The following is a 23851-nucleotide window of genomic DNA, read 5'->3' on the forward strand; positions in this document are numbered from 1 at the left end:
CCAACATTGCCAAATGGGTCACGCAAACAGGTCTAATGGTGTTTTCCCGGGCTGGCCCGGAATCTCCCTGACAAGCCTGGGTACCAGGAAACCTGGCAGCACTGTAATCAGTTGCCGTACCAGGTCCCGAGCCTTGTCGTCACTAACTTCGAAGTGGTGGGCGCCGGCCACTGGGTCGAAGGCATGGAGGTAATAGGGCAGTACACCGCACTCGAACAATCGCTCGCTGAGTTCCGCCAGCACTCTGGCGTTGTCGTTCACGCCTTTCAATATCACGCTCTGGTTCAGCAATGTGACGCCTGCAGCTTTCAGTCGCCCGAGGGCCTGTTGCGTGTCGGCATCCAGTTCGGCGGGATGATTGACATGGATGACGACGACAGACTGCAGGCGTGAGCCCGAGAGCCACGCGATCAGCGAATCAGACACCCTCTGGGGGATGACGACGGGCAGTCGGGTATGGACTCTCAGTCTGCGGATGTGTGGGATGGCTGCCAATGCCTCGGCCCAGGCCGACAGCAGCCGGTCATTCGCCACCAGCGGGTCGCCCCCGCTGAAAATCACTTCGTTTATGCGAGTATCGTCGGAGAGGGCCTTGAGGGCCTGCGACCGGTCCTCCGGCGACAGTCGGTGGTCCTCGTAGGGGAAGTGGCGGCGGAAGCAGTAGCGACAGTTGATGGCGCATTGCCCGGTCACCATTAACAGGGCGCGGCTATCGTACTTGCGAATCAGCCCGGTCGCTGGCATCGAGCCACTTTCCTGAAGTGGGTCGGAGACAAACCCGGGATAGGTGTCTGCTTCGGACGATAAAGGCAGCACCTGACGTAGCAGGGGGTCGTCGGGATCGCCCCTCGTGATTCGATTCAGATAGGGTTCGGGTACCCGTATGGGGAACAATCGGTGGCCTTCGTCCGCGCCATGGAGCCAAGCTGCCGGGTCGAGGTCAAGCCGGCGCAGGAGGGCATCCGGCGTAGTGACGGACTCCGAGAGCAGTCGCTGCCAGCTGTGATCAGCGTGATCGACGGGGCGGGCTTCTATACGGGTGGCGGTTCGCTGTATCATAGCCAGCTTCGAATTTCCAAAAGCATCGTTTCAGGTGATAATTTCATGGCTTCATATTCTACCAACGAATTCCGTGGCGGTCTTAAGGTTTTGCTGGACGGCGACCCCTGCATCATTCTCGAGAACGAATTCGTAAAGCCCGGCAAAGGGCAGGCATTCAACCGGGTAAAACTGCGTAACCTGATGACCAACCGGCAGTGGGAACGCACTTTCAAATCCGGCGAGAGCCTGGAAGCTGCTGACGTGATCGATCTGGAAATGGAGTACCTGTATACCGATGGCGAATTCTGGCACTTCATGAAAACCGACGGGTCTTTCGAGCAGTTTCCGGCGGATGCCAAGGCGGTTGGTGACTCGCTTAAATGGCTGAAAGAGCAGGATGTTTATACCGTAACGCTCTATAACGGCGCGCCTCTGACAGTCTCCCCGCCCAACTTTGTCGAGTTGGAAGTGGTGGACACGGATCCGGGTATGAAAGGCGATACCGCCCAGGGTGGCTCCAAGCCGGCGACGCTTTCCACGGGTGCCGTTGTCAACGTGCCACTATTTATCACCATTGGTGAAGTGCTCAAGGTGGACACTCGCTCCGGTGAATACGTCAACCGGGTCAAAAACAGCTGATTGGAGCCCTGGTGACTGACTCCCTTCAGTGGCGGCCCTCGGCTTCACAGGTGGCTCTTAAAAGCCGCGCACAACAGCTTGCCTGGGTGCGTGGCTTTTTTGCGCAACGTGATGTGATGGAAGTCGAGACGCCCGTGCTTGGCCGGCATGGTGTTACTGATATCAATATTGACAGTATCTCCGCGAATCCCGCCTCGATCGGAGTCCGCCCAGCGGGCGGGTGGCTGCAGACATCCCCGGAATATCACATGAAACGGATGCTGGCGGCTGGATCCGGCCCTATTTATCAGATCGCCCGGGTGTTTCGCGACGGTGAGTTCGGGCGGCGACACAACCCTGAGTTTTCCCTGCTTGAATGGTACCGGCCCGGTTTTACGGACGTTGATCTGATGGAAGAGGTCTCCGAGTTGGTTTGTGGCTGGCTGGGTTGTGAGCCGCCACGCACCATGGATTATCGCGATGCGTTTGTCCGGTTCGCGGGTATTGATCCGTTTTTGGCCGGTAATGACGAGTTGTCAGAGCGTTGCGAACAATGGATGGAACCATCCCAGCTGGATGGCCTCTCTCGTGACGATTATCTGGATCTGCTGATGAGCTCTCAGGTGGAGCCGGCACTGGCGGGCGTTGGGCCGGTATTCGTGACCGGTTATCCGGAGTCCCAGGCTGCACTGGCCCGTGTGTCTGAACGGTCCGGGGTGCGGCGGGCTCATCGTTTCGAGCTCTACGTGGGCGGTGTGGAGCTGTGCAATGGCTACTGGGAACTGACCGATCCCGACGAGCAGAGGCGTCGGTTTGAGGCGGACAACCAGGCTCGCCGCAGAGTGGGAAAGCCCGAGATGCCCATCGACCAGTCGTTCATGGCGGCCCTGGAGTCGGGGGTGCCCGATTGTTCCGGAGTGGCCTTGGGCCTGGACCGCCTGTTGATGCTGAAGTTGGGGCTTGATGAGTTGGCCGGCGTTATTGCGTTCCCGGCTGACCGGTGTTGATGTCGCCGAAAGCTTCACCCATGCGCACCGTACCGCCTGCTACCTGATTGGCGTTCCATTTCACGGCGCCCTTGGGCATAACCATGATCACCGTTGAGCCCAGGCGGAACCGTCCCATTTCCTCGCCTTTTTCAAACTGGATGGGTGTTTTGAGGCTGTCATAGCGACTCTCGGAAACCTCACCCCCGCCGGGTGCCACGACGCCGGCCCAGGTCGTCTCGACACTGCCCACGATCATTGCGCCGACCAGCACCAGGGCCATTGGGCCTGCGGGGGTGTCGAATAGACAGGCAACCCGCTCATTTCGGGCGAACAGGTTGGGCACGTTCTCCGCGGTGGTCGGGTTGACGGAAAACAGCTTGCCGGGAACGTACACCATTTCCCGGAGCGTGCCGGCCAGCGGCATATGAATGCGGTGATAGTCCTTGGGGGAGAGGTAGATGGTGGCGAATTCGCCATCGGTAAAGCTTGCCGCCCGCTCCTGATCGCCACCGAGCAGTTCGTTGAGGCTGAAGGACTGGCCCTTGGCCTGGAATACCCGATCATTGCTGACTTGACCCAGTTGGCTGATGGCGCCGTCAACGGGACTGACCAGAGTGCTTTCTCGCTCGTTCACGGGCCTCAGGCCGGGTTTCAGGGCGCGGGTAAAAAAGGCGTTGAAGCTTGCATAGGCCGCCGGGTCCGGTTCCAGCGCTTCGTTCATATTGACGCCATAGCGGCCGATGAACCACTTCACCACACGATCCTTTAGCCCGGGCATGCTTTCATTGTCCGCAAGTCGGCCCGCAAGGCGTGAAACCGCGAGTTGCGGCGTTATGTACTGGCTCATTACAAACAGCTTGTCGAACATTGGAAAGTGATCCTTGGCGCTCAAAGGCGCGAAGTTTAACAAATCGCGGGGTGTGTATAGAAATTGTTTCATATCTTCGCGGTTCGGTCCGCTGCTTGCTATTATCTGTGCAGGCCGGCCAGGCGGCTCCGCTTCAGGCGCCTAGCCTGACAGAAATCATAGAAGGTGTGTTCTCAATCCATGCTACTCATAATCGGTGCAGTCATTGTCATTGCCAGCGTCCTCGGGGGTTATGTCCTCCATGGTGGTAATCTTCTGGTGTTATGGCAGCCCACGGAAATACTTATTATCGGCGGCGCTGCAGTGGGGTCGTTCATCATTGCCAACCCCCTGCACACCATCAAGGAAGTGGCGAAAGGTGTCCTCAGCCAACTGACGGGTTCTCCCTACAACAAGTCCTTTTACATGGATTTGCTCAGCCTGATGTACGAGATTTTCGACAAATCCAGGAAACAGGGTGTGATGGCCATCGAGGAAGACATCGACAATCCGGAGTCAAGCCAGATCTTCAGCCGTTACCCCGCCATTATTAAGTCGAAGTACCTGCTGGCCTTTATCACCGACTACCTGAGAATTATCAGTTCCGGGAACATGGCAACCCATGAGCTCGAAGGCATGATGGAAAATGAGATCGAGAGTCGTCAGCACGAACTTGAAGAGCCAGCCCACGCTGTCAACAAGATAGCCGATGCTCTGCCAGGCCTCGGGATTGTCGCAGCCGTGCTCGGTATTGTTATCACCATGAACTTCCTGAGTGAGGGCCCTGAAAGAATTGGCCTCAGCGTGGCGGCGGCGCTGGTGGGAACGTTCCTCGGAATCTGGATGGGGTATGGCTTCGTTGGCCCCACCTCCATTGCCATGGAGCACACCGCCAAATACGAGATCAAGGCCTACGAATGCGCCAAATCCGCAATCGTTGCCACCGTGTCGGGCCAGGCGCCGCAGATGGCCATCGAGTTCGGCCGCAAGGCCCTGCCGTCGGATAAGCGGCCCGGGTTTCAGGAACTCAACGACCACGTGCGTTCAAAATAGTCTGAGCAAGAGCCGTCAGGAGCAGTTTCTTGGAAGAACAGCCAATCATCGTAAAGAGAAAAAAGAAAGTTGCGGCTGGGCACCACGGCGGGTCATGGAAAGTGGCTTTCGCCGATTTCGCTACCGCCATGATGGCGTTTTTTCTCGTGCTCTGGCTGACCGCAACGGCGTCTCCTGAACAGATTCGTGCTGTGGAAGGTTACTTCAAGGACCCGGTCGGGTTTACTGAGGGTGGGTCTCCCAATCCGGTGGATCTTGAGGGCAGTGCCTCGGTGATCAACGAAAGCAGCGAGGACATCGAGCGCAGCGATATCCAGATCGAAGACCAGGTTGTGGAGGAGCTGGCGCAGACTCTGGAGCAGCGGCAGATGGAGGAGCTCTTTCAGGACCTTCAGGACCGTATAGAGCAGAGCGAAACCCTTCAGGAGTTCAAAGATCAGTTGCTGATCGATATCACCAGCGAGGGCCTGCGTATTCAGATCGTCGACCGCTCACAGCGCCCCATGTTTGACAGTGGCCGGGCAGAGCTCAAGTATTATTCTCAGGACATCCTGTTCGAGCTTGCCAAGACACTCGGCACCGTCAACAACAAACTGAGCATTACCGGCCATACCGACTCCACGCCCTTCAGCGGTCGCCCGGGTTACACCAACTGGGAATTGTCGGCGGACCGGGCCAACACGGCTCGCAGAGCGCTCGTTGCAGGCGGTGTCAGGCAGGAGCAAATTGGCCGGGTTGTGGGGCTGAGCGATTCGGTGCTGTTTGATCAGGACGATCCTCAGGCGCCGGTTAATCGTCGTATTTCCATTATCGTGATGAACAAAAAGACAGCGGCTGGCATCCAGAGCAATGCCAGTCGATCGGGTGAGCCCTTGATTGACCTGACTGCCCCCTCTGAAGAGGAGCAGCAGGAGGCAATGAAACGGCTGGAAGAAGGCAGCTGGGCGGAAGAGAAGGAAGAACCCAAGCCCGGCGAGCTGAACTGGTAAGCCGGTTCAGTCGGCTTTCAGTCCCCGTGACTGCTGTTCCGCCATATCCTGAAGAATCCGGTTGAAGCTTTTCAGTCGCTCCGTGCTGATGCGACCATCCTCGGCAGCCTGCGCAATGGCACAGCCGGGGTCCCCCATATGGCTGCAATTGCGGAACTTGCAGTGACCGATCAGGTCACGTATCTCCCGGAAGCCGTACTCGATCTCTTGTGGTGTCATGTGCCACAGCCCGAACTCCCGGATACCCGGCGAATCGATGAGATCGCCTCCGCAGTTGAGGTGAAAAAGTTTGGCGGTCGTGGTGGTGTGAACCCCTTTCCCGGTGCTCTCCGAGACCGCGCCTACCCGGATCGATGCTTCCGGCAATAACGTCTGGATAATGGACGATTTGCCAACGCCTGATTGACCCACGAATACGCTGGTCTGACCTTTTACCAGGTCTTCAACCCTAACCGCCTGCTCACCCTCCAGGGTTTTTGCGGAGGTGCGCTCTATTCGATATCCGAGCTTTTCGTAGCGAGCCAGAAGTTGGTCGATTGCTTCCCGATTCTGGTCAGTCACCAGGTCGGTCTTGTTGAGCAGGATGATGACCGGAATGTCCGTGCTCTCGGCCGCCACCAGATAACGATCAATCAGGTTGTCGTGGGGTTCCGGTTCGGGGGCGATCACAAGGATGATGTAGTCAATATTGGCAGCGACGGGCTTGAGTGCGCCGAAGTTGTCGGGCCGTTGCAGTAGGGTGTGACGGTCGCAACGCGCCACAATGACGCCGGTATTGTCGCTGCCTGGGCGCCAGATCACCTTGTCGCCAGTTACCAGGCTGTCGATGTTCGCTCTCACAAAGCAGCGCAGCACCGTGCCGGTGTCTTCCCCCTCCAGGGCTTCCACGTCGAGTTGCTGGCCGTAGTGAGCGATAACAAGGCCTTGTTGCTCCGGGCCGAGATCACCAGCGTCCAGCTTTTCGCTGATGGATTCTTCTTTCTTCGCCGCCCGTGCAGCCCGCTCCTGCTGAATTTTCTTGATGCGCCACTGCTGCTGCTTGTTGAGTCGACGTTTAGCCATATCGTGGGTCGGTTAATTCCTGCTGGGAAATGGTGATTGCTGTAACATCATACGTGAATGATTTCGTCAGAGCCTGTTTGTTCTGTCGGGATTGGCCGATATATTACCAATATTACGAGGGTGGCCGGTCACTGCTTCCCGGGAGCGTCTGAAACCAGGGATGGTTTCAGTCGAGCGCACATGGATGTGCTTGTAGCGTATCCCGGGAAGCAGTGACCGGCCACCCATGCACGCATTGGAAGGCTGGGAGTCACCGAATGCCAGAAGCCAACTACCTTGTCTGGATTGACCTGGAAATGACGGGGTTAGACCCGGAAAAAGAGCGCATCATCGAGATAGCAACCATCGTTACGGATTCTGAATTGAACACGATTGAAGAAGGGCCGGTGATTGCCGTTCACCAATCAGACAAACTGCTCAGTGAAATGGACGAGTGGTGCACGCGGACCCATGGCGAAAGCGGACTGACCCAGCGGGTAAAGGACAGCAAGTACGGCGAGATCGATGCCGAACAGAAAACCCTGGAATTCCTGCAGCGGTATCTCGAGCCGGGGCAGTCCCCATTATGTGGCAATAGCATCGGCCAGGATCGTCGCTTCCTGGTGAAGTACATGCCGGAACTGGAAGCCTTCTTTCACTACCGCAATCTGGATGTGAGTACCATCAAGGAGCTGGCGAGGCGCTGGCGCCCGGATGTGCTGGACGGGGTTAAGAAGAAAGGCAGTCACCTGGCGTTGGACGACATTCGCGACTCCATAGAGGAGCTGCGGCATTATCGGGAACACTTCTTCCAACTGTAGGCTGCGGCGCTTTCAAGCTATAGGCCGTGCCTGCGAAGGGCCCAGTGCACATGCTCCCGAACCATCTCTGACGGAAAGTCAGCCCGCTGTTTTAGGGCCTCGATCACTGGGATGGTTGAAGGCGCATTGCCAAGGCCCACCGCCAGGTTCCTCAGCCATCCCTCGTAACCGGTGCGGCGGATGGCGGAGCCTTCAGTGCGTTTGAGGAATTGTTCTTCCGTCCAGAGGAACAGCGTAGCCAATTCGCTGTTGTCCAGACCATGGCGGGGCTGGAAGTCTTTTTCCGCCGTTGGCTTGCTGAACTTGTTCCAGGGGCAGACCAGTTGGCAGTCGTCACAACCGAACACTCGGTTGCCCATTTTGGGGCGCAGTTCTTCCGGAATGCTGCCCTTGAGTTCAATGGTGAGGTAGCTGATGCATTTGCGGGCATCGAGTTTGTGGGGGCCTTCAAAGGCATCTGTGGGGCAGATGTCCAGGCACGCGGCGCAACTGCCGCAATGTTCCTTTTCAAACGGTTCGTCCAGCGGTAATGGCGCGCTGGTAAAGATTTCTCCGAGGAAGAAAAACGACCCCGCTTTTGGATGAATCAGCATGTTGTTCTTGCCAATCCAGCCCAGGCCCGCGCGCTGGGCAAGGGCCCTTTCGAGCACAGGAGCGCTGTCTACGAAAGCTCTGTAATCGTATCCCGATACTGCCTCGTCAATGCGTTTTGCCAGGGTCGCCAGTCGTTTGCGCATCAGCTTGTGATAGTCACGCCCAGTGGCATAGCGGGTAATGTAGGCCTTCTCGGGGTTAGTGAGTATTCGCCCCGGGTTATCGGGCGCAGGCAGGTAGTCCAGCCGCACGGAAATGACTCTTTGCGTTCCTTCCACCAGTGAGGTGGGGGTATAGCGTTTGTCGCCATGATCTTCCATATACGACATTTCGCCGTGAAAACCCTTGCGGAGCCAGTCCTTCAGGCGAGCTCCGTGAGCACCGGTGTCCGGGAGGGTAATGCCGACATCACTAAAGCCGAGTTCCCGGGCCCAGGATTGGATGTGTTCCGGCAGATGTTCGAGGTTTTGATCGATCGATTCGGTCATGGAGTGCCAGTCGAGTGGCAACCGGTTTTCCCGGCGGCCCGAAGGGTAATGAAGTTTAATTTGATTAAGTTATGACCTTTTCCGCTGTTTTGCTATTCTTTACAGGTATCTGGCCGATTTTCTTAATCCGAATTCTTTAGCGGGAGCCGATTTTCATGCCCCTGTCTGGTGGTCATAGTTTACCAGAAGACCTCTACTCCGCCGATGCGGTGAGGGAGATTGATCGCTATGTAATTGATCAACAAGGGGTTGACGGATTTGACCTGATGCAGGCCGCAGCCGCCGGTGCGTTTCGCAGGCTGGTACGCAACTGGCCTGAGCCGGGCCGGGTTCTGGTGCTGTGTGGCGCCGGCAACAATGGCGGTGACGGCTATTTGGTGGCGGCCAATGCCGTACGCCATGGTTTGGATGTGGACTGTATTGCCGTTGCGCCGACGGGAAAATTATCTGGTGATGCCCGCAAGGCCTGGCAAAAATCCGTGGCCGATGGGGTAAAAGTGCGGGAACTTGCGGATCTTGGTAGCGGCGATGCGCAGCGATCAATTGCCAGCGTCGGTTTAATCGTGGACGCCATGTTGGGAACCGGCGTAACAGGCGCTCCCAGGGAGCCCTTTGCGGCGATGATCGACGCGTGCAATGAGGCGCCTGCGCCCGTAATGGCGATTGATTTGCCGTCCGGCCTGAACGCAACCACTGGAGCGGTGGTCGGACAGGCGATACGGGCTGATGCAACAGTGACCTTTATTGGGCTCAAGGCCGGACTGTTTACGGGGCAGGGGGCTGAGTGTGGGGGTGACATCCTGTTCGAGTCCCTGGATACCGATGACTGGGCCTCCGAGAGCGGTCAGCAGCCTTTTGCTCGCCGGGTTGACTGGCGGTCGATTCGTTCGGTCATCCCCAGGCGATCAAGAACCGCGCATAAGGGTCGTTTCGGGCACGTGCTCGTGGTGGCCGGGGACCGGGGTTTTGGCGGTGCCGGCCTGTTGGCAGCCGAAGCAGCGGCAAGAGCCGGTGCCGGACTGGTTACGCTGGCCACGCGCCCGGAATACGTCTCACCGGCCCTCGCGCGCTGTCCATCGGTCATGGTGCAGGGGCTGATTCATGGTTCTGAACTGCCGCCGTTGATTGAAGCGGCGGATGTCATAGTCTGTGGTCCGGGCATCGGCCAGGGTGCCTGGGGGCAGCAGATGCTCCAGCAGGTGGTTGCGAGCGGTAAGCCGAGGGTGCTCGATGCAGATGCCCTCAACCTGATGGCCTCAAGGGTGGCGCAGCCGGCACACAATCATATCCTTACCCCGCATCCTGGAGAGGCGGCGCGGCTTCTGGCGTGTGATGTGGCGGAAATTGAAGAGGATCGTGTAGGCGCTGCCGGGCGAATCTCTCAGATGTTTGGCGGAGTTGTGCTACTTAAGGGGGCCGGAACGGTGGTGGCAGGCGGAGGTGCAGTGCCGGACGTTGTCAGCGGCAGTAACCCTGGCATGGCGACTGGTGGCATGGGGGATGTTCTTTCGGGCGTGCTGGGTAGTTTGTACGCTCAACTGAAGGATGCCCGTGTTGCAACCTCGGCAGGCGCTGCATTGCATCTGGCGGCTGCGGACCTGGCGTCGGAAACCCGCGGTTATATGGGGCTGTTGCCGATGGACGTTATTGAGGCCCTGTCACAGGTATTGGTGGATTCTGAGCGCTGGCCGGATCGTCGTTCGGTTGGCGGTGGTGGAGACGAATGATGGACGTTGCAGCGCAGGAGCTCTCGCTGTTCCTGAAGGATGAGGTGGCAACAGAAAACCTTGGAAGGGGGCTCGCTACCGTTGTGGTTCAGGCCGGACAGGGAGCCATTGTATTTCTCGAGGGCAACCTGGGTACGGGAAAGACGACCCTGAGCCGTGGAGTCATGCGTGGCCTTGGCCATGACGGGGCTGTTAAAAGTCCGACCTACACCATTGTGGAGCCGTATGAGCACCTGAGCCCTCCCGCTTACCACTTCGACCTATACAGATTGGGTGATCCGGAGGAGCTGGAGTACATGGGTATACGTGATTACTTTCAGGGCCAGAGCCTTTGTTTGATTGAGTGGCCCGAGCGGGGTCAGGGAATCCTTCCGGATCCCGACCTTTGGATACGCTTGAGTGTCAGTGGAGATGGGCGTAAAGCGCTTGTCTCGGCGGCAACGGCTGTGGGTGTGGGGCTGCAGGCCAGGCTTGCGGCAATACCGTTGTCGAGTGTTCGAGGTTAATTATGTGTGATCAGTGCAGGTGGGCAGGAAAATGATGGCAAGAATGTTCTCCAGATGGTGCCTGGCCGGTAGTGTAATGCTGACTCTGTTGTTTCCTATGGCAGCAATGGCGGGCGTTAACGTGGAAGGCGTGAGGATCTGGCCCGCGCCGGACCATACCCGGCTGGTGCTGGATGTTGCCGACAAGATTGATCACAAGGTGTTTGCCCTTTCCGGGCCTTCGCGCCTGGTGATTGACCTTGAGAACACGACGCTCAAGGCCGATTTTGACAAGCTCGATCTCTCGGGCAGTCCCGTAAAGCGTATCCGCAGCGCCCCGCGCAACGGTAATGATCTTCGGGTAGTGCTCGATCTGAAGAGTGACATCAAGCCGCGCAGCTTTCAGCTCGAACCCAATCAGCAGTACGGTCACCGGTTGGTCGTTGACCTGATCGACGAAGGTGGCCTGAAGGCTCGAAAGCCTTCGGAGCCAACCGTCACCGAAAACGCCAACGGCAAGCGGGATATTATCGTGGTGGTTGATGCCGGCCACGGCGGCGAAGACCCGGGAGCAATCGGCCCCCGGGGCACCCGAGAAAAGGACGTGGTGTTGAGAATGTCGAAAACCCTGGCGGAATTGATCGACGCCAAGCCGGGTTATACCGCCAAGCTAACCCGTACCGGCGACTACTACATCGATTTGCGTAGCCGCACACTGCTGGCCCGGAAGCACAACGCCGACCTGTTTGTGTCGGTCCACGCCGATGCCTTTCGCACGCCTCAGCCCCGTGGTGCTTCGGTGTTTGCGTTGTCACAGCGGGGTGCCACCAGTGAAACCGCCCGCTGGCTGGCCAAGACCGAGAACCGCTCTGACCTGATCGGGGGTGCCGGTGGGGTGTCCCTTGATGGTCGAGATGACATGCTGGCGGGTGTGCTGCTGGACCTCTCCATGACCGCCAGCATCAATTCCAGCCTCGGTGTCGGGGACTCTATCCTCGGCAGGCTTGGCAGTGTCGCCAAGCTTCACAAGAAAGGCGTTGAGCAGGCTGCGTTTGCGGTGCTGAAATCACCGGATATTCCATCGGTTCTCGTTGAGGCGGGATTCATCTCGAACCCGAAGGAAGAGCAGAACCTTTCCAGTGCCTGGTATCGTGAAAAACTGTCCCAGGCGGTGTTTCGGGGTATCGATGACTACTTCCAGAAAACGCCCCCGCCAGGCACGTTGCTGGCGTGGCAGAAGCAGAACGGCCGTGGCGATGGCAGTGTCAGTCAGTACCGGATTCGCCGGGGGGATACGCTCTCAGGTGTCGCTCGGGAGAACCAGACAACCGTCAGCGAACTGATGCAGTATAACGGCCTCAATGATGACCGTGTTATGGTAGGGCAAACCATTCGTATTCCTGCATCCTGACACGAGGTCCCCTGGTAACATGCCCTCCATTCGATTACTGACGCCCCGCCTGGCCAACCAGATTGCTGCCGGTGAGGTGGTTGAGCGCCCGGCTTCGGTCGTGAAAGAACTGGTAGAAAATGCGCTCGATGCCGGTGCCCGCCGGGTCGATATCGAGGTGGAGCAGGGGGGTGTCAAGCTGATCCGGGTACGTGACGACGGCATGGGCATAGACGAGACGGACCTTCCCCTTGCGCTCAGCCGTCATGCCACCAGCAAGATTGAAAATCTCGAAGACCTTGAAGCAGTGGCGTCCCTTGGTTTCCGGGGGGAGGCCCTGGCCAGTATCAGTTCCGTTTCCAGGCTGGCACTGACATCACGCACAGAGCGCCAGGAGGCGGCCTCAAAGGTAGAAGTGGAAGGGCGCGACATGGACGCCAGTATTTCCCCGGCGGCCCATCCGGTGGGCACGACGGTGGAGGTCCGGGACCTGTTCTTTAACACGCCCGCCCGACGCAAGTTTCTCCGTACGGAGAAGACCGAGTTCAACCATGTTGAAGAATGTATTCGCCGCCAGGCCCTGAGCCGTTTCGACACCGGTTTTACGCTTCGACATAACCAGCGTGTGGTCCAGAGCCTCAGGCCGGCTGAGAATCCGCTGGACCGGGAGCGGCGGATTGGCTCTCTATGCGGTCAGCAGTTTATCGACAACGCCGTGGTGATTGATGCTGAGGCTACGGGATTGAAACTTTGGGGTTGGGTTGCCCTGCCGACCTTTTCCCGCAGTCAGGCGGATTTGCAGTACTTTTTTGTCAACGGGCGGGTGATACGGGACCGGCTGGTAGCGCATGCCGTGCGCCAGGCTTATCGGGATGTGCTTTACAACAACCGTCACCCGGCGTTCGTGTTGTATCTGGAGGTTGATCCCGCGAACGTGGACGTGAATGTTCACCCCACCAAGCACGAAGTGCGTTTCCGCGATGGGCGCCTGGTTCACGATTTTATTTTCCGGACGCTTCACAAGGCGCTGGCAGATGTGCGCCCGGATGATCATCTCAAGGGAGCGGTAGCCCAGTCCCACGGTCGGGAGGCCGGTACGGCAACCGGTGGTTTTGGCGTTCAGGCTGCCATGCCGGGTGTCAATCACCAGTCCGCCTCCGATCCGTTTGCAGGTTCCGGCGGCAGCCCGCAGCATGCCGGGTTCTCAGGGAGCCCGAGGCCCCCGCAGCCTGAATGGCAGGCCCGCGATCAGATGGCGTTCTACCAGTCCCTGAACGAGGGCGGTGGAACCGGGGCGCAGCCCGCGATGGCCGACACCGGTGATCTGGCCGTTGCGGCGCCTACGCCACCGCAGGACAGCGGTGATGAGCCGCCGCTTGGCTACGCCATTGCCCAACTGCACGGAATTTATATCCTGGCCCAGAGCCGTCAGGGCATGATCGTGGTGGATATGCACGCGGCCCATGAGCGTATTACCTATGAGCGTATGAAGCGTGCGCTGGAGGCGCAGGACCTCAAGAGTCAGCCGCTGCTGGTGCCGGTTTCCCTGGCTGTCAGCCAGAAAGAGGCGGCATTGGCGGAGACTCATGGTGAAGAGCTTTTGCAGTTGGGATTGAGGGTGGAGCGCATTGGCCCCGAAACTCTCGCTGTGCGGCAGGTGCCTGCGCTGTTGCGGGGGGCGGACACCGAGCAATTGGTTCGGGATGTGCTGTCTGACCTGATTGAGAACGGCGAAAGCGACCGTGTGGAGGCGGTGATACATGAGTTGCTTGGTACCATGGCATGTCATGGTTCCGTGCGTGCCAATCGGCAACTGACCATTCCGGAAATGAATACCCTGTTGCGGGACATGGAGGCCACCGAGCGCAGTGGTCAGTGCAACCATGGTCGGCCCACCTGGACTGTGGTCACCCTCTCGGAGCTGGACAAATTATTCCTGCGCGGGCGTTAACACCGGTATGACGGCATCAACCGCTAAAGGCACCAAGCCCCTGGCCATATGCCTGATGGGCCCGACTGCCTCGGGCAAGACCGACCTGGCCATCGAGCTCTGTCGCCACCTGCCCTGCGATATCATCAGTGTTGATTCGGCGATGATCTACCGGGGTATGGATATTGGAACCGCCAAGCCCTCGCACGAGGAGCTCTCCCAGGCGCCACACCGGTTAATTGATATCTGCGACCCGGCGGAAACATACTCGGCAGCGGACTTCCGTCGCGATGCCCTGCGTGAAATGAACGACATTGTGTCAGCGGGGCGGATTCCGTTGTTGGTGGGTGGCACCATGATGTACTTCAAGGCATTGCTGCATGGTATGTCCAACCTGCCGTCTGCTGATCCAGTCGTCCGGGAGGCCCTTGAGCAGGAGGCGAAGGAGCGAGGCTGGGGTGCCCTTCACCAGGAGCTGGAGCGACAGGACCCTGTGGCGGCGGGTCTCATTCATCAGAATAACCGGCAGCGACTTATTCGGGCACTTGAGGTGATTCGTCTGACGGGACGGCCGATTTCCTCAATATGGCAGGACAAGGCGAGCAGAGGCCAGGCAGAGAACCGTCAGAACAGCGATGGCATTGAGGATTACACCTATTTCACCCAATGGCAGGCAGACGAATCGCCGTCTCTTCCGTATACTGTAGTGCAGCTTGCGATGGCTCCCGCCGAGAGGCGGGTGCTCCATGAAAGAATAGCCCTGCGTTTCAACGCCATGCTGAATGCGGGTTTTCTTGATGAGGTCAGGGTGCTGAAGGCCAGGGGTGATCTGAATGCTGGCCTGCCCTCCATGCGTTGTGTCGGATATCGTCAGGGCTGGGCACATCTGGCCGGTGATTATGATTACGACACCATGGTGGACAAGGGCGTTGCTGCTACCCGGCAGCTTGCCAAGCGACAGCTGACTTGGTTGCGAAAGTGGTCCGATGTGGACTGGTTGGATAGTGGCGACAAACTTATGTCCGACACTGCCTTGAAAATTATTGAGTTTCGCACCACATTTAACAATTGAAGTTGACGATCTGCCTTTACTTATAAACAGGAGAAAACACATGTCAAAAGGGCACTCTCTACAAGACCCTTACCTTAATGCATTACGCAAGGAACGCATTCCGGTTTCTATCTTTCTGGTCAATGGTATCAAGCTTCAGGGCCAGATCGAGTCTTTTGACCAGTTCGTGATTTTGCTGAAAAACACTGTCAGCCAGATGGTCTATAAGCATGCCATTTCCACTGTGGTGCCCGCGCGGAACGTTCGTATTCCGCCACAGGCTCCGGGCGGAGAAGAATCTGAAGACTGATTTATCCGGGCACACCGGTGTTGTCACCCGCGCTCCCGAAGGGCCCGAAAAGGCTCCCAGGGCCGCGGGTGTTTGTTTTGGTGACAGGTGCAGCCTGACTGATTTGGAGTTGTTACTACTTGTTTGAGCGTCCCGACGTTGGTGAACGGGCGATTCTCGTTCATATCGAGTTTTCCTCACACGAAGAAGCTGAGGATCTGGGCGAGTTCCGTGAACTGGTCTGGTCTGCCGGTGTCGAACCCGTAGGTGTTGTCACCGGCTCGCGCAAGCAGCCCAGCCCGAGACTGTTTGTCGGCGAGGGGAAGCTGGAAGAAATTCGTGATGCCGTGACCGCCAACGAAGCGGATGTGGTGCTTTTCAATCACGCACTCAGCCCCAGCCAGGAACGAAACATTGAGCGTGAGCTGAGCTGTCGTGTGCTCGATCGCACGGGTGTCATCCTGGATATTTTCGCTCAGCGTGCTCGCACCCATGAAGGTAAGCTTCAGGTGGAACTGGCTCAACTTGAGCATATGTCGACCCGCCTTATTCGGGGTTGGACGCACCTTGAGCGCCAGAAGGGTGGTATCGGGTTGCGTGGCCCGGGTGAAACCCAGTTGGAGACGGATCGGCGGTTGCTGCGGGAGCGTATCAAGTCCATTCATCGCCGCCTTGAAAAGGTCCGTAAACAGCGTAACCAGGGTCGCCGGGCCCGGATGCGTGCGGATATTCCAACCGTCTCACTGGTGGGCTACACCAACGCGGGCAAGTCCACGCTGTTTAACCGCATAACAACGTCAACCGTTTACGCGGCGGATCAGCTGTTTGCGACCCTGGACCCGACGCTGAGGCGCCTGGAACTTCCTGACATTGGCCCGGTCGTAATGGCCGACACTGTCGGCTTTATCCGTCATCTTCCCCACAAGCTGGTTGAAGCCTTCCGTGCCACCCTGGAAGAAACCACCGAAGCCTCAATTCTGCTCCACATAATCGACTGCCACGATCACCGGCGTGACGAGAACATGGAGCAGGTGGAAGAAGTGCTGGCAGAAATAGGTGCTGACGAGATTACGGTGCTGCAGGTTTTCAACAAGATCGACCTGCTGGATAACTTCCAGCCGCGGGTTGAGCGCAACGAAGATGGCGTTCCCGTGCGTGTCTGGGTTTCTGCGGTCACCGGGGAAGGTCTTGAAGGCCTGTTTGATACCATCGTCGAACGATTGGCGGAGGACGTGATCCATCAATTCGTACTGCTGGGCCCGACGGACGGCAAGTTGCGGGCGCTTTTGCATGAAGCGGGCTCTGTCGTGACGGAAAGTCACCGCAATAGCGGGGATTCGGTACTGGAAGTGCGCCTTCAGCATCGTGACTGGTTACAGCTGTTGAGCCGCGCTGGCGTGCGCGAAAATGATGTAAGGCTTGAAGAACAACGTACATAGGCCGGCTGTGCTATTGCCGGGGCGCTTATAAATCCCTAGTATTTGCAGCCATTCGATTAGTTTGGAACGGAGAACACTATGGCCTGGAATGAACCGGGTGGAAACCGCAACGACAATGACCCCTGGGGTACTGGTGGTGGTCGTGGCGGAAATGACCAGGGCCCACCGGACCTGGACGAGGCGCTGAAAAAGGGTCTCGACAAGCTCAATCGCTTGCTGGGTGGCAAGGGCAACAAGTCCGGAGGCAGTGGCGGCAGTTCGTCCTCGGGTGGCGCCGGCGGTTTTGGTGCCATCCTGGCGTTGGCGGCCATCATTTTTGCCGGATACGTGGTCTTTCAATCGTTCTACACCGTGAACGAGCAGGAGCGTGCGGTTGTGCTTCGCTTTGGCGAGTTCAGTCGTACTGAAACGCCGGGTCTGCGCTTCAAGGTTCCGTTGATCGATAGCGTTTATCTGGTCCGGGTGACGAACGTCCGGAATGCGGAATCTACAGGCCAGATGCTGACACAGGACGAGAACCTCGTCTCTGTTGACCTTCAGGTCCAGTATCGTGTTGGTGATGCTCAGGCTTATGTGCTGAACGTCCGTGATTCCAACCAGGCATTGGCGTTTGCTACTGACAGCGCCTTGCGCCATGAAGTTGGTAGCTCAACACTTGATGACGTGTTGACGGAAGGTCGTGCCGAGTTGGCCGTTCGCGTGGAGCAGCGCCTGCAGAGCTTCCTGGAAGAATACGGCACTGGCTTGACCATTGTCCGTGTCAACGTCGAGAGCACTCAGCCACCCGATGCGGTGCAGGATGCCTTCCGTGAAGTGCAGCGCGCCCGTGAGGACGAGCAGCAGGTCAAGGAAGAAGCTGAAACCTACCGCAATAAAGTGGTCCCCGAGGCTCGTGGCCGGGCACAGCGCCTGACCGAGGAAGCGGCGGCCTACAAGGAAGAAGTGATTGAGCGTGCCCGTGGTGAAACCTCACGTTTCCTGGCGGTTCTTGGTGTGTATCAGACTGCGCCGGAAGTCACTCGCGAGCGTATGTACATCCAGGCGCTTGAAGGGGTTCTGTCGAATACCAGCAAAGTGCTGGTGGACACCCAGAGCAGCGACAATATGATGTACCTGCCTCTGGATAGGCTGACTAACCGTTCCGGTGCCAGCACCGGCAGCCAGAGCGGTTCCGGAAGCTCCGGCAGTGACATCGACATCAAGACCCTGTCAGATCAGGTGATTCAGGAGCTGCGTGGCAGGCAGGATAGTGGCGTTCGGAGGAGCAGATAATGATGGGACCCAAAAGTATTGTGGGCCTTGCAGGCGCCCTGATTGTCGTACTGGTTACGCTCTCCAGTGTTTACATTATCCCGGAAACCCATCGTGGCGTGCTGCTGCGGTTCGGTGAGTTGATCGAAACGGATATTTCAGCCGGGCTTCACTTCAAGGTGCCGGTCATTGATCAGGTCCGGGAATTCGACATCCGATTGCTGACAACGGATCTTCCATCGCGTCAGTATTTGACCATCGAGAAGAAGCCGCTGGACGTCGATTCCTACATCGCCTGGAAAATCCGCAACGTGGATCAGTTCTACCGGGCCACTGGTGGTGACGAATACCGCGCCTCCGAGCTGCTGTTGTCTCGCGTGGATAACGGCCTGCGGGATGAGTTCGGTGTTCGGACCATGGTCGAGGTCGTTTCCGGCCAGCGTGACGAGCTGATGCACACCCTGCGTGACCGGGTGAACGAAACGTCGCTCAAGGAATTTGGCATTGAAGTGGTGGATATCCGCGTCAAAGCCATTGAATTCCCGGGGCAGGTGAGCCAGAACGTCTATCGTCGAATGGCGACCGAGCGCGAGAAACTGGCGCAGGAATTCCGCTCCCGCGGTCGCGAGTTGGCGGAGGGTATTCGCGCGGATGCTGATCGCCAGCGCACCGTTATCCTGGCGGAAGCCTTTGCCAAGGCTGAGGAAATGCGTGGTGAAGGTGATGCTCAGGCCGCCCAGATCTATGCCGATGCCTATGGGTCTAACAGCGAGTTCTATAGCTTCTACCGCAGTCTGGAAGCCTATCAGAACACCTTTGCCAATGAAGACGACATCATGGTCATCGACACTGATAGCGACTTCCTGAAGTTCCTGAAGGACCCTCAGGGAAACCGCTAACCACGACGATGGTAGTGACAAAACCGGAATACCTCGGTATTCCGGTTTTTTTGTGTCTGCCAACAGTGTAAAATTCTGCCGGTTTTGGTTCGGGTTTTTATCTTTCCCCGAGCATCGCCCTAAATCCTGTGCACTCTCGCGGCAAGAAGCTTCCGCCCCGGGACAGAACGGACAACCGAATCTCATGACAGTATCTGATCGCTGGCTACTGCCTGATGGCGTGGAAGACATCCTTCCGCCATTGGCTGGACAGATTGAATCCCTGCGCCGGGATGTAATGGATACCTGCCAGCGTTGGGGTTACCAGCTGGTTATCCCGCCGTTGATCGAATACCTCGAATCACTTTTTACGGGCACCGGGCACGACCTGGAGCTTCAGACCTTCAAGCTGACTGATCAGCTGACCGGCCGGATGATGGGGCTGCGTGCGGACATGACGCCGCAGGCAGCACGCATTGATGCCCATACCCTCGGCCAGGAAGGTATTACGCGGCTGTGTTATGCCGGCCATGTGCTCCACACCCGACCGCGCCATATGCTGACAGGGCGCACGCCCATCCAGGCGGGTTGCGAGCTGTTTGGTAGCGCCTCCGAATCGGCGGATCTGGAAGTGATCAGCCTGATGCTTGAAACCCTGCGTGTATCGGGTTTGCCCCGGATCCATCTGGATCTTGCCCATGTCGCGATCTACGAGACATTGGTTGGAGAGGCCGGGTTTGATCGCGATACCGGCGCGGCCATCTTTGATGCCATGGCCCGTAAGTCTGTGCCGGAACTGGATGAATTGCTGGGCGGGTGCCCACCGGGTTCTGCTGGCGGCATGCTCAGAGAACTGGCCAGAGTCAGCGGTGGGAAGGATGCCCTGCGTGAGGCAAAGCGCATTCTTGAAGGGGCGCCGGAACCGCTTCGTCAGGCGCTGGATCAACTGGATCGAGTGGCGGATATGCTGTCCGCGAGCTATCCAGAGGTAAGCTTCGGGTTCGATTTTTGTGAGCTTCGAGGATACAACTACCATACCGGGCTGGTGTTTGCGGCCTATGTGCCGGGGCATGGTGACGCGGTTGCCAAGGGCGGTCGCTACGATGCCATTGGCAGTGATTTCGGCCGTGCACGTCCGGCGACGGGCTTTAGTCTTGATATCCGTGCGCTGGTCTCACTTGGTCAGCGAACCGGCCGCGCTGGCAAGGCCATATGGGCGCCAGCCACCGAAGATCCTGCGCTGGATGGCGTGATTTCCGGCCTGCGGATGACGGAGACGGTTATCCGCGCCCTGCCGGAAGACGAGGGCGTTGATCCTGGCACGCGCAATTGCGATCGTGCCCTGGTGAAGCGAGACGGCCAGTGGGTCGTGGAGCAGTTGGACTGATGACCTTCGGGGTCGGGCCACTCATTTACAGGTAAACCTGCGGGCACCCCATCAATTGGCGGGGCCGCACTGAGAGAGAGTCATGGGTAAAAACGTTGTAGTGCTGGGCACCCAGTGGGGTGATGAAGGAAAAGGCAAGATTGTTGACCTGCTGACCGATAAGGTTGCGGCGGTGGTGCGCTTTCAGGGCGGCCACAATGCCGGCCATACCCTGGTTATTGAAGGTAAGAAAACCGCCCTTCATCTGATTCCGTCTGGCATTCTTCGCCAGAATGTCCAGTGCCTGATTGGCAACGGCGTCGTGCTCTCTCCGGAAGCGTTGCTGAAGGAAGTCCGCGAACTCGAAGGCAATGGGGTTGCTGTGCGGGAGCGTTTGAAGATCAGTCTGGCGTGCCCGGTCATCCTCAAGACCCACGTTCGTATCGATCAGGCGCGCGAGCGAGCGCGAGGTGTCGACAAGATTGGCACCACCGGTCGCGGTATCGGGCCAGCCTACGAAGACAAGGTTTCCCGCCGTGGGATTCGCGTTGGAGATCTGTGTGACCCGAAGAGCTTTGAAGAGAAGCTCCGGGAAATCATGTCGTACCATAACTTCGTGTTGACCGAGTACTTCAAGGAAGAGCCCGAAGACATTGATCAGGCGTTTTCCGAACTGATGACCATGGGCGAGGAAATTCTACCCATGTCTGCCGACGTCACGGATATCCTCCATGACCTTCGCAAGCGCGGCGAACACATCCTCTTTGAAGGTGCGCAGGGCTCGCTGCTGGACATTGATCTGGGTACCTACCCGTACGTCACCTCCTCAAATACCACGGCTGGCGGCACGGCTACCGGGTCTGGTTTTGGGCCGTTGTTCCTGGATTACGTGCTGGGGATCACCAAGGCCTACACCACTCGTGTCGGTTCCGGTCCGTTCCCGACCGAGCTGTTTGACGATATGGGCCATCACCTGGCGGTCAAGGGCAACGAGATTGGCACCACCACCGGGCGTTCACGCCGTTGTGGCTGGTTTGATGCGGTTGCACTGCGCCACGCCATCCAGATCAACAGCGTATCGGGCATCTGCCTGACCAAGCTGGACGTGCTCGATGGCATGGATACGGTGAAGGTGTGCATTGGCTACAAAACGCCTAACGGGGAGATTACCCGCCCGCCGATCGGTTGCGATACCTACAAGGACATTGAGCCGGTGTATGCGGATCTTCCGGGTTGGCAGGAGAGCACGGTCGGGCTGACAGGCCTGGACCAGTTACCGGAGAACGCCAGGGCCTATATCCGTTTCCTGGAAGAGCAGATCGAAGCACCGATCGATATCATTTCCACCGGTCCTGACCGGGTAGAGACAGTCATTCTGCGCCACCCCTTCGGCGAGTAACCTTCCCGGGTTATCGCGGACACCTTCAGGGCTTGTCCGCGATAACCGTCGCCCTTTTCGGACCCGGATAACCTTCCACGGTCTTCGTTGGGTCGTCCGGGTCGAGAAAGTCCTGCAGCGACTGGAATTGCATCCAGTCAGTGCTGCGTTGCTCCTCGATCGTGGTTTCTGTCACATCCACCACGCGGGCGTTGCGAAAACCGGTTCGGTCCAGCCAGCGCAACAGAGTGTCGCAGCTGGGCAGGAACCAGACGTTGCGCATCCGGCCGTAGCGGTCCTCCGGCATCAGGCTGTAACCTTCCGGCCCATCCGCTATCAGCGTTTCCAGCACCAGTTCGCCACCCGGGCGGAGTGTGTCTTTCAGTTCCAGTAAGTGATCAAGTGGTGAGCGACGGTGGTAGAGCACACCCATTGAGAAAGTGGTGTCGAATGCTTCCAGCTTTGGCGGCAGATCCTCTACGCGCACCGGGAGCAGATCAATGCGCTGCTCCTGGCCTGCATACTGTTTGACGCTGAGAAACTGGAACAGGAATAACAGTCCTGGGTCGATGCCAATCACCCGGCCGGCTCCTTCGCCCAGCATGCGCCAACAGTGATAGCCAGAGCCGCAACCGACATCCAGTATCTGCCGACCACTCAGGTCTGACAGGTAGGGAGCGACGCGGTCCCATTTCCAGTCAGAACGCCACTCGGTATCGATATAGGTGCCAAAGAATTCGAACGGGCCCTTACGCCAGGGCATCAGTCCTCGCAGCCCTTCTTCGAGCTTTGCACGGTCTTCTGTGCTGAGGGGCTGGTCGGAGTTCAGGGTAATGGCCGACTGGTTCAGGTTCGCCGTGGCATCACCAATGTGGGGCAGGGTGTCCAGAGCCCGGTTCCATCGGGCAATATCCCCATGAGGGTTGTCGTCAAAGCGCTTTTGTAGCTGTTGCTGCAGTTGCTTTCGCCAGCGCTCAAGGCCACGGCTATCAAGATCGTCAAGCAGCGGGGCAAAGCACCCCTGCCAGTTGAAGGTCGTCATGGAGGCTCCGTTCAGTGCGATTTAATGGCGAGCATGGAGACAAAGTTGAAACACTGGTACCACACCATAACCTGACTAAATCCTGCGTTTATCAGTCTCTCACGGTGTTCGGCCAGGGTTTCCGGTATCAGTACCTGTTCCAGGGCGGAACGCTTCTGACTGATCTCCAGGTCGGAATAGCCGTTGGCCCGTTTGAACTCGTGATGGAGTTGGGTCTGTGTTGATTGCTCGGAATCGGATTCAAAGCGAATTTTCTCGGAGAGGATCAGTACTCCGCCGGGCAGTGTGGCGTCGGCGATGCGAGCCATCAGTTCTGCGCGTCTGTCTGGCGCCACGAACTGCAGTGTGAAGTTCAGGGTGGTCACCGACGCGTTCTCAATCGGGGTGTCGAGGATGTCCTCGCACCGCAGCGAAACCGGCAATGGGTGGTCGTCCAGAGCAATATAATGCTCGCAACGCTCAATCATGGCAGCCGAGTTGTCCACGCCTGTAAGGGTGCAGTCGCGGTCCCCAATGCCATGGCGCATGGCCAGAGTGGAGGCGCCGAGAGAGCAGCCGAGATCGTAGCAGTGACTGCCCGGGCGGGCATACTGTTCGGTGATCACTTCAATCATCGGAATAATCGTGGTGTAACCCGGTACTGAGCGCCGGATCATGTCCGGAAATACCCGAGCCACCGATGTGTCAAACCGGAATTCTCCGGTTTCCCGTTCAGTGGCGAACAGACGGTCCAGCGCCTGGCCCGGTTTTTTGTTCCTGTCAGCCATTGTCTGCTGGCTCCTGGCCCTCATGGACAGGCCTGTCGTGTGCGGGTGTCGGGCCTCGGCTGCAGCGTACGCCCCGGTTCTTGTAATCAACGAGGATGCCCCGGAACTCCGGGTCCACATCGGCGGCGATGGCCAGATACCCCTGTTCGCAGACAGCGTGGAGTTCCGATGACTTGGGCGACATGCGGAACTCTTCGCCAGGTTTGATGTGAACGGCCTCAAATTCCCCCACCGGCACATGATCCTTATTCTCGGCATGATCAATCCGCCCGCTGGCCTCCAAAACCACGATGGTAACGATGATGGTGGCAATGGCAGTGACAATCAGGCTGCGGACGGTAAATCGGGCCTCACTTTGGCTCATCGGTTGGTCTCCG

General features: G+C 58.1%; 23 protein-coding genes. 16 read left to right on the forward strand and 7 right to left on the reverse strand.

Annotated features, from left to right (window positions below; genetic code table 11):
• Positions 1–18 precede the first annotated feature (18 nt).
• The gene (gene epmB, locus AXW11_RS16980) at positions 19–1059 is read right to left on the reverse strand and encodes an EF-P beta-lysylation protein EpmB (protein WP_036209695.1); all 1041 of its coding nucleotides are present in this window, start codon (positions 1057–1059) and stop codon (positions 19–21) included.
• Positions 1060–1104: 45 nt separating this feature from the next.
• On the opposite strand from epmB, the gene efp reads away from it, so the two are divergent.
• Both efp and epmA read left to right on the forward strand, forming a co-directional pair.
• Positions 1105–1680: an elongation factor P gene (gene efp / locus AXW11_RS16985; RefSeq protein WP_036209698.1), complete on the forward strand. Its 576-nt coding sequence runs from the start codon at positions 1105–1107 to the stop codon at positions 1678–1680.
• An 11-nt stretch (positions 1681–1691) separates the two neighbouring features.
• On the forward strand, positions 1692–2666 hold the full coding sequence (epmA, locus tag AXW11_RS16990) for an EF-P lysine aminoacylase EpmA (protein ID WP_085679774.1): 975 nt from the start codon (positions 1692–1694) through the stop codon (positions 2664–2666).
• Here epmA and asd read toward each other — a convergent pair.
• Positions 2638–3516 (reverse strand): archaetidylserine decarboxylase, encoded by an 879-nt coding sequence (gene asd, locus AXW11_RS16995; RefSeq protein WP_091640965.1) that lies wholly within the window; start codon positions 3514–3516, stop codon positions 2638–2640. The genes epmA and asd overlap by 29 nt on opposite strands.
• Positions 3517–3696: 180 nt before the next feature.
• Here asd and motA point away from each other — a divergent pair, with 180 nt between their 5' ends.
• Together motA and motB are read left to right on the forward strand one after the other, a co-directional pair.
• Complete coding sequence (motA, locus tag AXW11_RS17000; protein ID WP_075196537.1) at positions 3697–4548, forward strand: flagellar motor stator protein MotA; 852 nt, start codon at positions 3697–3699, stop codon at positions 4546–4548.
• 29 nt (positions 4549–4577) lie between these two features.
• A complete protein-coding gene (gene motB / locus AXW11_RS17005; protein ID WP_036209707.1) occupies positions 4578–5537 on the forward strand; it encodes a flagellar motor protein MotB in 960 nt (319 codons plus the stop codon).
• A gap of 6 nt (positions 5538–5543) precedes the next feature.
• Here the strand turns inward: motB and rsgA are convergent, their stop codons facing one another.
• Positions 5544–6599: a small ribosomal subunit biogenesis GTPase RsgA gene (gene rsgA / locus AXW11_RS17010; protein ID WP_091640967.1), complete on the reverse strand. Its 1056-nt coding sequence runs from the start codon at positions 6597–6599 to the stop codon at positions 5544–5546.
• Between the two features lie 257 nt (positions 6600–6856).
• Here rsgA and orn point away from each other — a divergent pair, with 257 nt between their 5' ends.
• Positions 6857–7399, forward strand: a complete 543-nt coding sequence (orn, locus tag AXW11_RS17015) for an oligoribonuclease (protein WP_036209714.1) — start codon at positions 6857–6859, stop codon at positions 7397–7399.
• Positions 7400–7416: 17 nt separating this feature from the next.
• Here the strand turns inward: orn and queG are convergent, their stop codons facing one another.
• Positions 7417–8481, reverse strand: coding sequence for a tRNA epoxyqueuosine(34) reductase QueG (queG, locus tag AXW11_RS17020; protein WP_036209717.1), 1065 nt, complete (start codon positions 8479–8481; stop codon positions 7417–7419).
• A gap of 155 nt (positions 8482–8636) precedes the next feature.
• On the opposite strand from queG, the gene AXW11_RS17025 reads away from it, so the two are divergent.
• The 11 genes from AXW11_RS17025 to AXW11_RS17075 all read left to right on the forward strand — a co-directional run bounded on the left by AXW11_RS17025 (position 8637) and on the right by AXW11_RS17075 (position 21686).
• Positions 8637–10208 carry a bifunctional ADP-dependent NAD(P)H-hydrate dehydratase/NAD(P)H-hydrate epimerase gene (locus tag AXW11_RS17025; RefSeq protein ID WP_075196534.1) on the forward strand — a complete coding sequence of 524 codons (1572 nt, stop codon included), beginning with the start codon at positions 8637–8639 and terminating at the stop codon, positions 10206–10208.
• Positions 10208–10714: a tRNA (adenosine(37)-N6)-threonylcarbamoyltransferase complex ATPase subunit type 1 TsaE gene (gene tsaE / locus AXW11_RS17030; protein WP_085679782.1), complete on the forward strand. Its 507-nt coding sequence runs from the start codon at positions 10208–10210 to the stop codon at positions 10712–10714. Before AXW11_RS17025 ends, tsaE begins: the two co-directional genes overlap by 1 nt.
• Positions 10715–10748: 34 nt before the next feature.
• A complete protein-coding gene (locus AXW11_RS17035) occupies positions 10749–12104 on the forward strand; it encodes an N-acetylmuramoyl-L-alanine amidase (protein ID WP_041332406.1) in 1356 nt (451 codons plus the stop codon).
• Between the two features lie 19 nt (positions 12105–12123).
• Positions 12124–14034, forward strand: a complete 1911-nt coding sequence (gene mutL / locus AXW11_RS17040; protein WP_091640970.1) for a DNA mismatch repair endonuclease MutL — start codon at positions 12124–12126, stop codon at positions 14032–14034.
• A 7-nt stretch (positions 14035–14041) separates the two neighbouring features.
• Complete coding sequence (miaA, locus tag AXW11_RS17045; protein ID WP_036209732.1) at positions 14042–15085, forward strand: tRNA (adenosine(37)-N6)-dimethylallyltransferase MiaA; 1044 nt, start codon at positions 14042–14044, stop codon at positions 15083–15085.
• 40 nt (positions 15086–15125) lie between these two features.
• Positions 15126–15374 (forward strand): RNA chaperone Hfq, encoded by a 249-nt coding sequence (hfq, locus tag AXW11_RS17050; RefSeq protein ID WP_007154829.1) that lies wholly within the window; start codon positions 15126–15128, stop codon positions 15372–15374.
• 119 nt (positions 15375–15493) lie between these two features.
• Positions 15494–16792, forward strand: coding sequence for a ribosome rescue GTPase HflX (hflX, locus tag AXW11_RS17055; RefSeq protein ID WP_091640972.1), 1299 nt, complete (start codon positions 15494–15496; stop codon positions 16790–16792).
• A 78-nt stretch (positions 16793–16870) separates the two neighbouring features.
• Positions 16871–18064, forward strand: a complete 1194-nt coding sequence (gene hflK, locus AXW11_RS17060) for an FtsH protease activity modulator HflK (RefSeq protein WP_041332407.1) — start codon at positions 16871–16873, stop codon at positions 18062–18064.
• Between the two features lie 2 nt (positions 18065–18066).
• Positions 18067–18942, forward strand: a complete 876-nt coding sequence (gene hflC, locus AXW11_RS17065; protein ID WP_041336347.1) for a protease modulator HflC — start codon at positions 18067–18069, stop codon at positions 18940–18942.
• A gap of 184 nt (positions 18943–19126) precedes the next feature.
• Positions 19127–20308, forward strand: coding sequence for an ATP phosphoribosyltransferase regulatory subunit (locus tag AXW11_RS17070; protein ID WP_036209740.1), 1182 nt, complete (start codon positions 19127–19129; stop codon positions 20306–20308).
• A gap of 82 nt (positions 20309–20390) precedes the next feature.
• On the forward strand, positions 20391–21686 hold the full coding sequence (locus tag AXW11_RS17075) for an adenylosuccinate synthase (protein WP_036209743.1): 1296 nt from the start codon (positions 20391–20393) through the stop codon (positions 21684–21686).
• A gap of 25 nt (positions 21687–21711) precedes the next feature.
• Here the strand turns inward: AXW11_RS17075 and cmoB are convergent, their stop codons facing one another.
• Genes cmoB through AXW11_RS17090 form a run of 3 tightly spaced genes read right to left on the reverse strand, consistent with a single transcriptional unit; the run spans position 21712 to position 23838 of the window.
• Positions 21712–22707 carry a tRNA 5-methoxyuridine(34)/uridine 5-oxyacetic acid(34) synthase CmoB gene (gene cmoB / locus AXW11_RS17080; protein ID WP_036209745.1) on the reverse strand — a complete coding sequence of 332 codons (996 nt, stop codon included), beginning with the start codon at positions 22705–22707 and terminating at the stop codon, positions 21712–21714.
• Between the two features lie 11 nt (positions 22708–22718).
• Positions 22719–23474: a carboxy-S-adenosyl-L-methionine synthase CmoA gene (gene cmoA, locus AXW11_RS17085; RefSeq protein WP_036209747.1), complete on the reverse strand. Its 756-nt coding sequence runs from the start codon at positions 23472–23474 to the stop codon at positions 22719–22721.
• Complete coding sequence (locus tag AXW11_RS17090) at positions 23467–23838, reverse strand: PA3694 family proteiin (RefSeq protein WP_036209750.1); 372 nt, start codon at positions 23836–23838, stop codon at positions 23467–23469. Before AXW11_RS17090 ends, cmoA begins: the two co-directional genes overlap by 8 nt.
• Positions 23839–23851 lie beyond the last annotated feature (13 nt).

The organism is Marinobacter sp. Hex_13, assembly GCF_001566815.1.
Taxonomy (GTDB): domain Bacteria; phylum Pseudomonadota; class Gammaproteobacteria; order Pseudomonadales; family Oleiphilaceae; genus Marinobacter; species Marinobacter salarius.

Excerpts from the sequence above, each read along its gene's own strand:
- epmB (WP_036209695.1), bottom strand. The coding sequence starts at position 1,059 with ATGATACAGCGAACCGCCACCCGTATAGAAGCCCGCCCCGTCGATCAC.
- efp (WP_036209698.1), top strand. The coding sequence starts at position 1,105 with ATGGCTTCATATTCTACCAACGAATTCCGTGGCGGTCTTAAGGTTTTG.
- asd (WP_091640965.1), bottom strand. The coding sequence starts at position 3,516 with ATGTTCGACAAGCTGTTTGTAATGAGCCAGTACATAACGCCGCAACTC.
- motA (WP_075196537.1), top strand. The coding sequence starts at position 3,697 with ATGCTACTCATAATCGGTGCAGTCATTGTCATTGCCAGCGTCCTCGGG.
- rsgA (WP_091640967.1), bottom strand. The coding sequence starts at position 6,599 with ATGGCTAAACGTCGACTCAACAAGCAGCAGCAGTGGCGCATCAAGAAA.
- orn (WP_036209714.1), top strand. The coding sequence starts at position 6,857 with ATGCCAGAAGCCAACTACCTTGTCTGGATTGACCTGGAAATGACGGGG.
- queG (WP_036209717.1), bottom strand. The coding sequence starts at position 8,481 with ATGACCGAATCGATCGATCAAAACCTCGAACATCTGCCGGAACACATC.
- AXW11_RS17025 (WP_075196534.1), top strand. The coding sequence starts at position 8,637 with ATGCCCCTGTCTGGTGGTCATAGTTTACCAGAAGACCTCTACTCCGCC.
- tsaE (WP_085679782.1), top strand. The coding sequence starts at position 10,208 with ATGGACGTTGCAGCGCAGGAGCTCTCGCTGTTCCTGAAGGATGAGGTG.
- AXW11_RS17035 (WP_041332406.1), top strand. The coding sequence starts at position 10,749 with ATGGCAAGAATGTTCTCCAGATGGTGCCTGGCCGGTAGTGTAATGCTG.
- mutL (WP_091640970.1), top strand. The coding sequence starts at position 12,124 with ATGCCCTCCATTCGATTACTGACGCCCCGCCTGGCCAACCAGATTGCT.
- miaA (WP_036209732.1), top strand. The coding sequence starts at position 14,042 with ATGACGGCATCAACCGCTAAAGGCACCAAGCCCCTGGCCATATGCCTG.
- hfq (WP_007154829.1), top strand. The coding sequence starts at position 15,126 with ATGTCAAAAGGGCACTCTCTACAAGACCCTTACCTTAATGCATTACGC.
- hflK (WP_041332407.1), top strand. The coding sequence starts at position 16,871 with ATGGCCTGGAATGAACCGGGTGGAAACCGCAACGACAATGACCCCTGG.
- hflC (WP_041336347.1), top strand. The coding sequence starts at position 18,067 with ATGGGACCCAAAAGTATTGTGGGCCTTGCAGGCGCCCTGATTGTCGTA.
- AXW11_RS17070 (WP_036209740.1), top strand. The coding sequence starts at position 19,127 with ATGACAGTATCTGATCGCTGGCTACTGCCTGATGGCGTGGAAGACATC.
- AXW11_RS17075 (WP_036209743.1), top strand. The coding sequence starts at position 20,391 with ATGGGTAAAAACGTTGTAGTGCTGGGCACCCAGTGGGGTGATGAAGGA.
- cmoB (WP_036209745.1), bottom strand. The coding sequence starts at position 22,707 with ATGACGACCTTCAACTGGCAGGGGTGCTTTGCCCCGCTGCTTGACGAT.
- cmoA (WP_036209747.1), bottom strand. The coding sequence starts at position 23,474 with ATGGCTGACAGGAACAAAAAACCGGGCCAGGCGCTGGACCGTCTGTTC.
- AXW11_RS17090 (WP_036209750.1), bottom strand. The coding sequence starts at position 23,838 with ATGAGCCAAAGTGAGGCCCGATTTACCGTCCGCAGCCTGATTGTCACT.